The organism is Ruegeria sp. CDSA246 (assembly GCF_059611225.1).
Map to the genome: position 1 here is coordinate 23,740 of NZ_JBXWPD010000025.1, position 11,877 is coordinate 35,616.

Below are 11,877 nucleotides of genomic sequence, written 5' to 3' on the forward strand. Positions count from 1 at the left end.
ACACTATGCGGGCTTACAGGACATTCGAGTTGAACGGAAAATCTATCGAAAATGAATGCTCTAAACTCAAGGCCGGCCTACTATAAAGTTTGGTACTATCCCCGCCTTCTTGATCGCTGCTTCAACATCATGCCCTGCGAAGAATCCATATCCTGAGATGAGTGCCGAATCTATGCCTGCGCTGGATGCGCCCAGAACGTCAGTGTGCAGGCTGTCGCCAACCATCAGAATTCGGGACTTGTCGATGTGCCCGAGGCGTTGGAAAGCGAGATCATAGATGTTGCCGAAAGGCTTTCCAAAGAACTGAGGGGCGACACCCGTTCGGTCTGCCAGCCGGTGCGCAAAAAGACCGGGCTCTTTGGAAAATCCGTACTCGCGAGGAGCAACAATATCTGGGTTTCCGACCATTACCGGGCGGGGACGCTCTAGCAAGGCGGTCTCCAACATGGCTTGACGCGTTTCAGTCCAAACCGCTGACCCGATCATCAGGAATCCGTCGACAGTTCCGTAGGGTTCTGGGTCATCCTCCAGATAGGATAGTTTCAACCCCTCCAAATCGCGAAGACCGGCGCTGGGGGTCGCCATCAAGCCCCAATGCAACCCACTTTGACCGTTTACTTCTGATAGCAACGTCGCCCGGCTGGTGATCACGTCTCGGGGCGCAAAGTCATAACCAAGCCTGGAATATTTTTCCAACAGAGTTGTGTGAGGAAACCCAGCAGCATTTGAAACGACCAAAACATGTTTGCCGGCGGCTTTCAGTGACCTGACCCGATCCGGTGTATCCGGGATTGCCGTATCACCTATATTGAGAACCCCGAATGCGTCGAGGAGGAACACGTCGAACTCATGAGCTATGTCATCAAGCGTTTCAACCTGACGATACTTCACTTCAGTAGGTCTAGCTTCGGGAAGTCGGTGGCGTACAGCCTCATAGGCATCGAAAGCGTCCTGCGCAGAGAACCCGGTCAAATGATCGCCCCTCGAACCTTTGCCGAGACCCATTCGCTAATCAAAACCGCAACGAGAATTATAATCAGGATGAGGCTGACTTGCGGCCAGGCCAGCACGTTGAGCGAAGCTGACAGCTGTAACCCTATGCCTCCGGCACCAACTAGGCCCAGAACCGTTGACTCGCGAATATTGATGTCCCAACGAAAAACGGCAATGCCGGCAAATGCAGGCAATATCTGCGGAACGATCCCGTAAGCCATGATTTGCCAGCGCGACGCACCAGTCGCCGTGATCGCTTCGACCTGAGCGTGATCAATTTCCTCTATGGCCTCGTACAGAAGCTTTGCGCAGAAACCAATAGAACGGATTGCAATTGCAATAACACCCGCAAAGACGCCTGGGCCAATAATTGCGATCAATAGAAGGGCCCAGATCAGCGAGTTGATAGAGCGAGTCGAGACAATGACCAACAAAGCAACAGGGCGGATGAACAATGTCGACGGCGTGGTATTGCGCGCGGCCAAGAAGGCAACCGGCACTGCCATGCACAAGGCGATGATTGTACCCAGGGTGGCGATGTTCAGTGTGTCCCAAATCGGGCGGCCCAGCTGTGTGATGTAGTCCCATTTGGGAGGCGTTGCGCGGGTCCAGATATCGTTGGCAATGCGGGGTGCATCCCAGACGAAAAACCAGGTCGTCGATTCCGAGATGAATTGCCAGCAATAAACAAAGACAGCCACACCCAAAAGCCAGCCAAACCAGCGAACAAGACTTTGACCCGTCGTCCGTCGGCGCCAGATCTGAGTATCGTTTTGTTTAAGAACCGGCATTATTGAACCCTCGCGCGGATAATTCCCGAAAGGTATTCAAGTGCCATGACGATCCCGATGATCAGGATGAGAATGGCTGCTGCTGTGTCGTACTCATATCGATCGAACGCAGTGTTCAACGTCGCACCAATTCCGCCGGCGCCCACCAGGCCAAGAATTGCGCTTTCTCGGAAATTGATGTCGATCCTGTACATGGAAAGGCCCACAAGTCGCGGCATAACCTGTGGCTGAACGCCATAGTTGATCCATTGCGGCCAACGCGCGCCAGAGGCCTTGATTGCCTCGGCCTGAACCTTGTCCATCGCTTCGATGTCTTCGGCCAAAAGTTTTGAGAGAAATCCAATGGTGGCGAAGGAAAGGGTCAGAAATCCGGCCAGCGGACCAAAACCGAAGATAGCCACCAGCAAAATGGCCACGATGATTTCTTGCAAGGCTCGACTGATGGCAACAATGCCCCGGCAAATCATGTAGATTGGCAAAGGGGCGATGTTGCGTGCCGCGCCCAACCCTATCGGGATCGAAATCAGGATGCCCACGACCGACGCAGCCACGGTCATAATGATACTCTCCAGCAGACCGCTCCAAATGTCTGACCACCGCGAAACGAAGTCCGGGCTGGTAAACGCAAGTACAAATGCCCACCCCCGATCCAGTCCTTCATAGACACGACCCCAATCAACTTCGATGGTCATATAGGCGGCGATCAGGTAGGCAAAAAACCCAAGGAACAATGCCCAGCGGAGCAAAGGGTTTTTGACAAAGGCAGGTTTACGCCAGCCTTTTCCGAGCATGTCGTCCAGTTCTCGATGGCTCATTCTGCGGCCTCGACATCTTCATCTTCATCTTCGTCCACTTTTTCGATGCTCGCTTCCCAATCTTCCTCGCCGTAGATCTCGGTCAGCTTTTCTGGGGTAAGACCTGTTGGAAGGCCGTCATACACAATCTCACCAAAGCGAAGGCCGACGACTCGCGGAACAAACATTTGGGCGAGAGCCACATCATGGATGTTGATAATGGCCGCCAACCCTCGCTCCTGACATAATTCTGTTATGAGGCGCATGATTTGACGGCTGGTTTTGGGGTCCAGCGAGGCAGTTGGCTCATCGACCAGCAGCAGTTTCGGGTTTTGAATCAATGCGCGGCAAATGCCGACCCTTTGGCGTTGACCACCCGACAGTTCATCCGCTCGTTTGTCAGCCATGTGCAACAACCCCACCCGATCAAGCAGGCGGAAAGCCTCGTCGACGTCCGACTGCGGATATCGCCGCAGGAAACTGCGCCAGAATCCCACATATCCCAGCCGTCCCGACAATACGTTTTCCATCACCGTGAGACGTTCGACCAAGGCATATTCCTGAAAGATCATGCCCATTTCACGGCGCGCTTTACGTAAAGCGCCCGATCCGAGTTTGGTCAGGTCCACATCATCCAAAAGGACACCACCGCTTGTGGGTTCAACCAACCGGTTAATGCACCGGATCATGGTCGATTTGCCCGCACCCGAGGGCCCAATCAATGCAAGCACCTGTCCTTTGGGCACCTCAAGATCGATGGCCTTCAGCGCCTGATCTCCGGTCTTGTATGTTTTCGTCAGCTTTTGAAGACGCAGCATAAAATGCCCCAGATTAGGTTGAATAACGGGCCCTTTCGGGCCCGCAGTATTGGCCAAAGGTCACTGGCAGGCGTAGGAGACGCCATTTGCTGCGTCAATTTTACGAATGACATCCCAGAATTCCTGATAGGTCATCTCAAGGAACTGGCCTTCGTTCGATTTCGAAAACTCAGCTTCAAGTGTCGTGCCCTCCCAGTCGAAGCTGAAGAAGGCATTGCGGATTGTCTCCTGCAGCTCGGGCGTCAGGTTGTAAACGGTGCCAAACCCAGTGGTCGGGAAAGTCTGCGATTTATAGATCGTAACAACATCATCTTCGTTGATCACGTCGCGCAAAATCATCCGCGACTTTACCGAGTTGGCAATCGAAGCCGCCAAGTAATCCTTGTTGGCCACGCCCAAGATCGAGTTGTCGTGTTTACCCGAGTAGACAGGTTCGAAATCACGCTCCGGCAGCAAATCAAAGTCGCTCTTCAAAATTGCTGATGGCGCTTTGAAACCTGAGTTGGATGTGGGGGAGGTAAAGGCCAGTTGCTTGCCTTTGATGTCCTCAACCTTTTCGATTCCCGAACCAGGAAAGGTAATGATTTCCATCTCATAGCCAAAATTACCGTCTTTCGAGGCCATGATCGTGAACGGCCGGAACCCGGCGCAGTTTACAGCCAAAGGGTTGGAACCAGTGTTGAAGCCCGCAATATGCAGACGCCCCGAACGCATCGCTTCGATCTGAGCTGCGTTGTTCTGAACCGGGAAAAAGACGACGTCCTTGCCGGTTTCCGCCTTCAAATGCTCAAGAAAGTCTGACCATGCGGTTTTGTAAACGGCGGGGTCTTCGACTGGTGTATATGCAAAAATCAAGGTGTCAGGGTCTATTTGCTCGGAGGGATCTGTTGGGATATCCGCGATCAAATCTCCGTCGGAGTCACAAAAACGCTCGTCCAAGTCACCGCGCGGACAATCCTGCGCCGAGGCTGTCCCCGAAAGCGACAGTAGCGCAATTGCAGATGCCCCAACCAATAGTTTGATGTTGATCTTCATGTTTTCCTCCCAGTTATGTGCGGCCTTAATCAGCCGCAGTTAGTCATTCCTTTTCGTTCTCAACCGGCAACGAGAATATCGACCTCGGCACCACCTATTGCATCGAGCAGTTCCCCGGTTGGTTTTGTGTCGGTGACTATGGAATCCAATTCGGCAAGATCGCCTACTTGAGACAGACCCTTGCGCTCAAATTTCCCGGAATCGATAAGAAGATGGCGTTTCGCAGCACGCGCCAGCATCATCCTCTTGATCGCCGCAAAGCCCCTTACCGTCTCTGACGGGCCTTCTACTGAGAAACCCGAGGAACCGATCATGCACCTGTCAACGTTGAAACGAGACAGGAATTCCAGTGTCTCGGTTCCGATCGTTGCAGATTCAGTTGCCAGGTATTCTCCGGGGCACAATAAGACCTGGGCAGCACCATGGCCAAGGGTCATCGCCACGGGGATTGAATTCGTGATCACCGTACAATGGATATCGAGAAATGCCAGCGCGCGTGCCATCTCGACAGTCGTCGAGCCGGAATCGACCATGACCGTTTCACCGTCCTGAACAAGCTCGGCCGCGCTGATTCCTATCCGTTCGCGCTCTTCGATCTGTGCGCCGGTCCGTTCTTCCAGACTTGGATAATGCCCTTGCACTGGGGCTGATGCCCCACCGTGCGCACGCGCGATCAGGCCTTCATTGGACAGGGCTTCAAAATCCCGGCGAACGGTCTCATTCGAAACGTTGAAACGCTGTGCCAACTCGTTGATGCGAACGTGCGGGCGTAGTTTCAATTCCAGCAGGATTTGCTGGCGTCTGTCGGACTTTTTTACCCGACCAGGACTTTTTTCAGATTTCTTACCGCGCGTTTTGGTTTTGGACATTCAACGACTCGAATATTTTCAGAACTCAATTTTGTGGGGTTTCGGGCATTTTGCAATAATTTTTGTTGCATAATCCTCATTTCGTAGTGAAAATTCACATGACATCAAAGATTTCACGGGACAGGGCAATATACGCAGGCTGATCAATTTCAAAATGAAAGACCGGGCGCATCGTTGGTTTTCTCTTGGTGAAGTTGGTGGTTGCAAAAAAATCCTGACGCATTTTCCAAAGGTTTTGACAGATAATCAGGAAGCCCCAACTATCTAAAAGAAAATTCGTAAGGCTGCATGAGGAAGGGCAAAAAAGAACCGGGAAACCCGGGCGAATTTAACCCTAAGGGAGGAAAAATAATGAAGAAACTAACATCCACTGCCGTCGGATCTCTGATTGCCTTGGCCGCGTCTTTGTCCGCGGCGCATGCTGAAAAGCTGACTTTCTATTGCTCAGCTCAAGAGGATTGGTGTCAGCTGATGGCACGTAGCTTCGAAGATGCAACTGGCATCGACGTGAACATGACCCGAAAGTCCTCGGGCGAGACATTTGCACAAATCCGTGCCGAAAGCTCGAACCCGAAAGGTGACGTTTGGTGGGGTGGTACGGGCGACCCGCATCTGCAGGCCGCCGAAGAAGGCCTGACGATGGAATACGTATCGCCGATGCGCGACCAGCTTCACGATTGGGCGATATCCCAGGCTGAAAGCGCGGGCAACAAGACGATCGGCATTTACTCAGGCGCGCTTGGGTATGGCTACAATGCCGACCTTGTCGCTGCAAACAACTTGCCCGAACCTGCCTGTTGGAAGGATCTTTTGAAGCCCGAATACAAGGGACACGTTCAGATGGCGAACCCGAACTCTTCAGGGACGGCCTATACAACGCTGGCCTCAATGGTGCAGATCTTTGGTGAGGATGAAGGCTTTGAGTTCATGAAAGGCCTGCATTCGAACATCAACCAGTATACCAAGTCCGGCTCTGCGCCGATCAAGGCCGCCGGTCGTGGCGAGAACACGATTGGTATCGTCTTCATGCATGACGCCGTAAAGCAGGCCGTGTCGGGGTTCCCGATCAAGGTCGTCGCACCATGCGAGGGCACGGGGTACGAAATTGGCTCAATGTCGATCATCGACGGCGCCCGCAACGAAGAAGAGGCGAAGAAGTTCTATGACTGGGCCCTGTCGCCTGAAGCTCAGAATCTTGCCCTTCAGGTCAATGCGTTTCAGGTGCCATCGAACAAGGGTTCGGAGACCTCAGAAAGCGCACCTGATATGAATCAGATCAAGCTGATTGACTATGACTTCAAAAAATATGGTTCATCAGACGAACGGAAGCGTTTGCTGCAGAAATGGGACGAAGAGGTTTCGGTTCTGCCGCAGTAAATGACTGACACTACATCAAAAACGACCCATCCGGTCCTGATCTTCTGGATCATCGCCGGGTGGGTCGGATTCTGCCTGCTGCCCTGGTACATGGTCGACGGCGGCCTGTGGTCGTTCGAATGGCTCTTGGACGGCTACCCATTCGATGAGGATTATGCCCCTGCAGCTTTTCTGATTGGACAAGGTGAGAAACTATGGCTCGCTCCACTCCTGATCGCTCTCGCCCTACCGCTTTTGGTGTTGAAACGCGCCAAATCTGACCCGATTTATGCCCGCATTCTGGTACTCTCCGGAGCGCTCGGCTTCGGCTGGTTGATCGTTCAGGGTTTCAGCATTGGCATCAGAGGATTCAACTTCGACTGGTTGGAAACGATGATTGGCGACTTTGGCGACCGTCAGTTCGGCATGGGCTACGGCGCAATGATCTGCGCCTCGAGCTTTCTGTTCCTGCTCACTCAAGGTATCGCGGCGAGGGGTGCCATTAATGGTGATGTCTTCGTCGTAAGCGCTATTGGCGGTGTGATTACCATCGTCACCGCTTTTGTCTTTTTCCCCATCGCCAAGATGCTTTTCGCTGCTTTCATCACCGAAGACGGCGCTTATTCCATTGCGGTTTTCTTCTCGAAGTTCTTCGACGACCGGTTGTGGGGACTGGGGTGTTTTCAAGGTGCCCGATGCGGTGCGGCCTGGAACTCACTTTTCCTGGCCATCCTCGTTGGCTTCATCACAACGATCCTCGGCCTATGCTTCGCGTTGGTCGTGACGCGCTCGGGTTTCCGCTACAAACGCGCGTTACGGGCTTTGACCGTTCTCCCGATAATCACTCCACCGTTCGTGATCGGCCTCGCGCTCATCCTTCTTTTTGGACTGTCCGGCTCTGTCACCCGGTTCTTTGCCGAATTACTCGGCACACAGCCGACGCGGTGGCTTTACGGAATGCCAGGCATCCTGATCGCGCAGACACTCGCGTTCACGCCGATTGCGTTTCTCGTGCTGATTGGCGTGGTTGAAGGCGTCTCTCCCTCGATGGAGGAAGCGGCCCAGACCCTGCGGGCCAGCAGATGGCAGACGTTCAAGACGGTTTCCTTGCCCCTGATGCGGCCCGGTCTTGCCAATGCCTTTCTTCTGGGCTTCATCGAAAGCATGGCCGACTTCGGCAACCCGCTTGTTTTGGGTGGGAATTTCGACGTGCTGTCGACCGAGATATTCTTTGCCATCGTCGGCGCTCAATACGATCAAGGGCGCGCTGCGGTTCTGGCAATGGTGCTGCTGTTCTTTACCCTTTCCGCCTTTTACGCGCAGCGCGTCTGGTTGGGAAAGAAGAGCTACACAACAGTCACCGGCAAAGGCGATGCGGGCGTGCATCCGCTGATGCCAACCGGCCTTTCGGTGCCTGTACTGCTCATCGCCTTTGGCTGGGCATTATTCACAATTATTGTCTATGCGATGATCATCTACGGCAGTGTAGTTGAGCTGTGGGGGGTCGATAATTCGCTGACGATCAAGCACTACATCACTGCATTCTCAGTCCGCTTTGAAGAAGAGGAAATTCGCTGGACCGGAGCCGCCTGGGACAGTTTCTGGACGACCATCACGATCGCGGCCATTGCTGCACCATTGACTGCCGCCGTTGGGCTGGTAACGGCCTATCTGCTGACCAGGCAAAGCTTTGCAGGCAAGAACGCTTTCGAATTCGGAACAATGTTGTCCTTCGCCATCCCCGGCACGGTCATCGGCGTTAGCTACATCCTTGCCTTCAACGTTCCGCCAATCGAAATCACTGGCACAGGTGTCATCCTCGTTGTCAGCTTCATCTTCCGCAATATGCCGGTTGGCGTTCGCGCCGGCATCGCGAGCATGTCGCAGCTGGACCGCAGCCTTGATGAATCCTCGCTGACCCTTGGCGCAAACTCATGGCAGACGTTCCGCAGTGTCATCCTCCCGCTGTTGCGCCCTGCGATACTTGCTGCGCTTGTCTACAGCTTTGTACGTGCCATGACTGCAATCTCGGCCGTCATCTTTCTGGTCAGCGCGGAGTATGACATGGCAACCAGCTATATTATCGGTCGGGTCGAGAATAACGACTATGGCCTTGCTATCGCCTATTCGACGACGCTGATCTTCGTGATGCTCGCGGCGGTCGGCTTATTGCAACTTCTCGTTGGCCGGGTCCAGATTGGTCGACGCACGCAGCACGGAACGGAGACATCGCCATGACCGACACCAAAATCGGTTCCAAGGCCGCCCCGGTACGGTTTGAGAACGTGTCGAAAGTGTTCGGCAAGGATGTGGTCGCCGTCGATAACATCAACCTCCACGTAGACGCAGGAAAGCTCGTTACGCTGCTTGGTCCGTCAGGCTGCGGAAAAACAACGACACTGCGCATGATTGCAGGGTTGGAGATGGCAAGTTCGGGCAAGGTCTTGATCGGTGATCGGGACGTGACCAAACTCCCAGCCACCGACCGCGATGTATCTATGGTGTTTCAGTCTTACGCGCTGTTCCCTCATATGAGCGTGTTAGAGAACGTGAAGTATGGCCTCACATTCTCGGGCTTTGCGAAGGATGAAGCGCGCAGTCGTGCCTTGTATGGCTTGGAGTTGGTTGGCCTACAGGGGTTTGACAACCGCCTTCCCTCAGAGCTATCCGGCGGCCAGCAACAACGTGTTGCCGTCGCACGCGCACTGGTGCTTGAGCCGCAAGTTCTGCTGTTCGACGAGCCGCTGTCCAACCTCGACGCCAAGCTTCGCCGTCAGGTGCGTGAGGATATTCGGGCGATACAGCAAGACCTTGGCTTGACAGTTGTTTACGTCACACACGATCAGGAAGAGGCACTGGCGGTCTCGGATGAGATTGTTGTTATGCGCAATGCAGCGATCGCTCAGATGGGTACACCGCGCCAGCTTTACGATGCCCCAAATGACCGGTTTGTTGCCGATTTCATCGGTGAGGCAAACCTACTGAGCTGCCAAATCGTAGATATTGATGGCGGCATGGCAACCATCGAAGTCGAAGGCTATCGCCACACGCTGCCACGTCGCGGTCTGTCCGAAGGACCGGCAACCATCGCCGTGCGACCCTCACGTTTGGTGATCGGTTCAGATCAAGGTATTCCAGCCACAGTGGCCAAGGCGACCTATGTTGGCGTTCGGATGGAATATACATTGAAAGGTGCATTCGGTCAGGTTTTTGCCGTTCAAGATGATGTCGACGCACCGCTAGAACCCGGCACTGAAATCATGATGGGTTTTGCTGACAAAGGGCCCGTGCTTTTGCCTGACTAAATGCCGAATCTCACGATCATCACACACCCCGAAGTCTCTATCGATCCGGCCATCCAGATAACAGATTGGGGCCTGAGTGTGACGGGCCGTAAACGCGCGACTGAATTTGCTTCCTGCGAGGCGTTGTCGAATGTCACGCAGATTTGGACCAGTAACGAGCGAAAGGCCCGCGAAACGGGTGAGATTCTTGCTGCACCACAAACGCTGCCCGTGAATTGTCACTTGGGTCTCGGTGAAAACGACCGCAGCGCAACCGGCTATTTGCCTCGAGACGATTTCGAGGCAGCGGCTGATGCCTTCTTTGCCCAGCCGGAAGTTAGCTATAGCGGTTGGGAAACAGCTGTCGAGGCGCAGAAACGCATTCATCGGACAATCACCGAGATTATCCAAATGCACGACGCCGGAGATATTGCAATCGTGACACATGGGGCGGTCGGCACATTGCTGTGGTGCGCACTCTCGGATTGTTCGATAGACCGCAAGCACGATCAGCCATCACAAGGCCATTTCTGGCAGGCAGATATATTGACGCTCAAACCCTATTCAGGTTGGGTTTCGTTGGCATAAACGTTAGTCGTTCCAAGCGTTCTCTGCGATTTCAACCAAGGTCTCGAACACATCTGGTGTACCCACGATTACGCGCCCACCTTCGCGGATCATCACATCGGCGTTCTGATCCTCAACAATGCCACCCGCTTCCGAGACCAGCAATTGCCCAGCCAGACAATCCCAGGCATTCATGTGTTCTTCCACGTATCCCAAGAGTCGCCCAGCAGCGACGTAGGCCAATGATAACGCTCCACTGGCGTTTCTGTGAAACATAGCCCCGTGCTCGATTAAGTTCTCGACAATAGGTAAAACATGCCGGGTCTTAATCCGGTTCGAATACCCCACGGCGACTGTTCCGTCCCGCAGCGCCACCCCTGACGCAACGCGCATTGGGGATCCGTTAAGCGTCGCACCTTCTCCGCGCATCGCTACAAAGGTCTCATCCACATTTGGATCACGTATCACACCGACCTCAGTATGTCCTTCCGTGACACTAGCCAGAACAATAGTCCATGCAGGTATGCCGTTGACGAAATTCGTTGTCCCATCAATTGGGTCAATCACCCAGTCAAAACCGCTTTTACCAACAGTAGCCCCGTGCTCTTCACCGAGAATTCCATCATTGGGCCACGCCTTTGCAATCCTCTGACGAATAAAGGTTTCAACATTCTTGTCCGCCTCGCTCACCCAGTCCTGAGCACCTTTTTGATCAACGACAAGATTACCTCGATCCGCGAAATACTCTTCGGCAATTACCCCAGCCTCCTCGCAAACTTCGATGGCAAAATCTCTGCGTTCTGAAAGTCGAGACATGGGTGGTCCTTTTCCGAATAAAGAGCTGCCATGCAACAATGCAAGCTAATCGAATGCCTATCAATCAAAGAGTCATTTCGATTGTTTTCGGGAGCCGTTTCGGTGCCGCAAACCTAAAAATTTTAGTGTTGATGAACTCCTCCGCAAAAAACAGCAAGTCAATCATTAGCTAATTTTTGCACGCATTCGGGCTCAGGGCCGACTTACGATGGTGCAGCGTAGATTCCGAATTATTCACCATCTGAATGTCGGCTTTCTTGCCAGCGCCCTCATTGGTTCGCATTCACCGCGAATGTCAGCTTCCCGCCGTTACTGCCAAAATGTGTATGCCGCAGCATCTGTCACAAAGGCCTCAGTGCAGTCATTCGCTGCAACTTGCTTGAACGACTGCTTTGCGGAAAATTTTTACTGAAGCGGGAAATGCGTCTTCTTGCTTCAGCCCGTACAAGTGTTGCTAAGAACGCTTTTCTACTAGGTGCTGTCTGACGTCAGCACCAATGGGACAGTTTAAGTAGATTTGATAAGAGAGGGTTTCTGGCTCATCGTAACCGCCA

Annotated in this window: 12 protein-coding genes; 4 read left to right on the forward strand and 8 right to left on the reverse strand. The window is 53.5% G+C overall.

Annotated elements, in window-relative coordinates; all coding sequences use genetic code 11:
- Positions 1-66: 66 nt before the first annotated feature.
- The 7 genes from AC2FI9_RS21465 to AC2FI9_RS21495 form a co-directional block, all read right to left on the reverse strand.
- Positions 67-972: an HAD-IIA family hydrolase gene (locus tag AC2FI9_RS21465; RefSeq protein WP_496770602.1), complete on the reverse strand. Its 906-nt coding sequence runs from the start codon at positions 970-972 to the stop codon at positions 67-69.
- Entirely contained in the window at positions 969-1,784 is an 816-nt protein-coding gene (gene phnE, locus AC2FI9_RS21470) for a phosphonate ABC transporter, permease protein PhnE (protein WP_377189683.1), read from the reverse strand. The genes AC2FI9_RS21465 and phnE (AC2FI9_RS21470) overlap by 4 nt, the downstream gene beginning before the upstream one ends.
- Positions 1,784-2,599, reverse strand: a complete 816-nt coding sequence (gene phnE / locus AC2FI9_RS21475; protein ID WP_299987288.1) for a phosphonate ABC transporter, permease protein PhnE — start codon at positions 2,597-2,599, stop codon at positions 1,784-1,786. The genes phnE (AC2FI9_RS21470) and phnE (AC2FI9_RS21475) overlap by 1 nt, the downstream gene beginning before the upstream one ends.
- Entirely contained in the window at positions 2,596-3,396 is an 801-nt protein-coding gene (gene phnC / locus AC2FI9_RS21480) for a phosphonate ABC transporter ATP-binding protein (RefSeq protein ID WP_496770605.1), read from the reverse strand. Before phnC ends, phnE (AC2FI9_RS21475) begins: the two co-directional genes overlap by 4 nt.
- A gap of 60 nt (positions 3,397-3,456) precedes the next feature.
- The gene (phnD, locus tag AC2FI9_RS21485; RefSeq protein WP_299987282.1) at positions 3,457-4,431 is read right to left on the reverse strand and encodes a phosphate/phosphite/phosphonate ABC transporter substrate-binding protein; all 975 of its coding nucleotides are present in this window, start codon (positions 4,429-4,431) and stop codon (positions 3,457-3,459) included.
- A gap of 59 nt (positions 4,432-4,490) precedes the next feature.
- A complete protein-coding gene (locus tag AC2FI9_RS21490) occupies positions 4,491-5,300 on the reverse strand; it encodes a DeoR/GlpR family DNA-binding transcription regulator (protein WP_496770607.1) in 810 nt (269 codons plus the stop codon).
- Positions 5,301-5,394: 94 nt separating this feature from the next.
- Entirely contained in the window at positions 5,395-5,523 is a 129-nt protein-coding gene (locus AC2FI9_RS21495) for a hypothetical protein (RefSeq protein WP_496770610.1), read from the reverse strand.
- A 128-nt stretch (positions 5,524-5,651) separates the two neighbouring features.
- Between AC2FI9_RS21495 and AC2FI9_RS21500 the strand changes: the two genes are divergently transcribed.
- The 4 genes from AC2FI9_RS21500 to AC2FI9_RS21515 are packed head-to-tail and all read left to right on the forward strand — an operon-like array spanning position 5,652 to position 10,528.
- Complete coding sequence (locus tag AC2FI9_RS21500) at positions 5,652-6,677, forward strand: ABC transporter substrate-binding protein (RefSeq protein ID WP_377189693.1); 1,026 nt, start codon at positions 5,652-5,654, stop codon at positions 6,675-6,677.
- Positions 6,678-8,894, forward strand: coding sequence for an ABC transporter permease (locus tag AC2FI9_RS21505; RefSeq protein ID WP_496770612.1), 2,217 nt, complete (start codon positions 6,678-6,680; stop codon positions 8,892-8,894).
- The gene (locus AC2FI9_RS21510) at positions 8,891-9,961 is read left to right on the forward strand and encodes an ABC transporter ATP-binding protein (protein ID WP_377189699.1); all 1,071 of its coding nucleotides are present in this window, start codon (positions 8,891-8,893) and stop codon (positions 9,959-9,961) included. The genes AC2FI9_RS21505 and AC2FI9_RS21510 overlap by 4 nt, the downstream gene beginning before the upstream one ends.
- Positions 9,962-10,528 (forward strand): histidine phosphatase family protein, encoded by a 567-nt coding sequence (locus AC2FI9_RS21515; protein WP_496770615.1) that lies wholly within the window; start codon positions 9,962-9,964, stop codon positions 10,526-10,528.
- Positions 10,529-10,531: 3 nt separating this feature from the next.
- On the opposite strand, the gene AC2FI9_RS21520 is transcribed toward AC2FI9_RS21515, so the two are convergent.
- Positions 10,532-11,323, reverse strand: a complete 792-nt coding sequence (locus tag AC2FI9_RS21520; RefSeq protein ID WP_377189705.1) for an inositol monophosphatase family protein — start codon at positions 11,321-11,323, stop codon at positions 10,532-10,534.
- Positions 11,324-11,877: the final 554 nt, after the last annotated feature.

Coding starts and splice junctions, on each gene's coding strand:
- phnE (WP_377189683.1), bottom strand. CDS start 1,784: ATGCCGGTTCTTAAACAAAACGATACTCAGATCTGGCGCCGACGGACG.
- phnE (WP_299987288.1), bottom strand. CDS start 2,599: ATGAGCCATCGAGAACTGGACGACATGCTCGGAAAAGGCTGGCGTAAA.
- phnC (WP_496770605.1), bottom strand. CDS start 3,396: ATGCTGCGTCTTCAAAAGCTGACGAAAACATACAAGACCGGAGATCAG.
- phnD (WP_299987282.1), bottom strand. CDS start 4,431: ATGAAGATCAACATCAAACTATTGGTTGGGGCATCTGCAATTGCGCTA.
- AC2FI9_RS21490 (WP_496770607.1), bottom strand. CDS start 5,300: ATGTCCAAAACCAAAACGCGCGGTAAGAAATCTGAAAAAAGTCCTGGT.
- AC2FI9_RS21495 (WP_496770610.1), bottom strand. CDS start 5,523: ATGCGTCAGGATTTTTTTGCAACCACCAACTTCACCAAGAGAAAACCA.
- AC2FI9_RS21500 (WP_377189693.1), top strand. CDS start 5,652: ATGAAGAAACTAACATCCACTGCCGTCGGATCTCTGATTGCCTTGGCC.
- AC2FI9_RS21505 (WP_496770612.1), top strand. CDS start 6,678: ATGACTGACACTACATCAAAAACGACCCATCCGGTCCTGATCTTCTGG.
- AC2FI9_RS21510 (WP_377189699.1), top strand. CDS start 8,891: ATGACCGACACCAAAATCGGTTCCAAGGCCGCCCCGGTACGGTTTGAG.
- AC2FI9_RS21515 (WP_496770615.1), top strand. CDS start 9,962: ATGCCGAATCTCACGATCATCACACACCCCGAAGTCTCTATCGATCCG.
- AC2FI9_RS21520 (WP_377189705.1), bottom strand. CDS start 11,323: ATGTCTCGACTTTCAGAACGCAGAGATTTTGCCATCGAAGTTTGCGAG.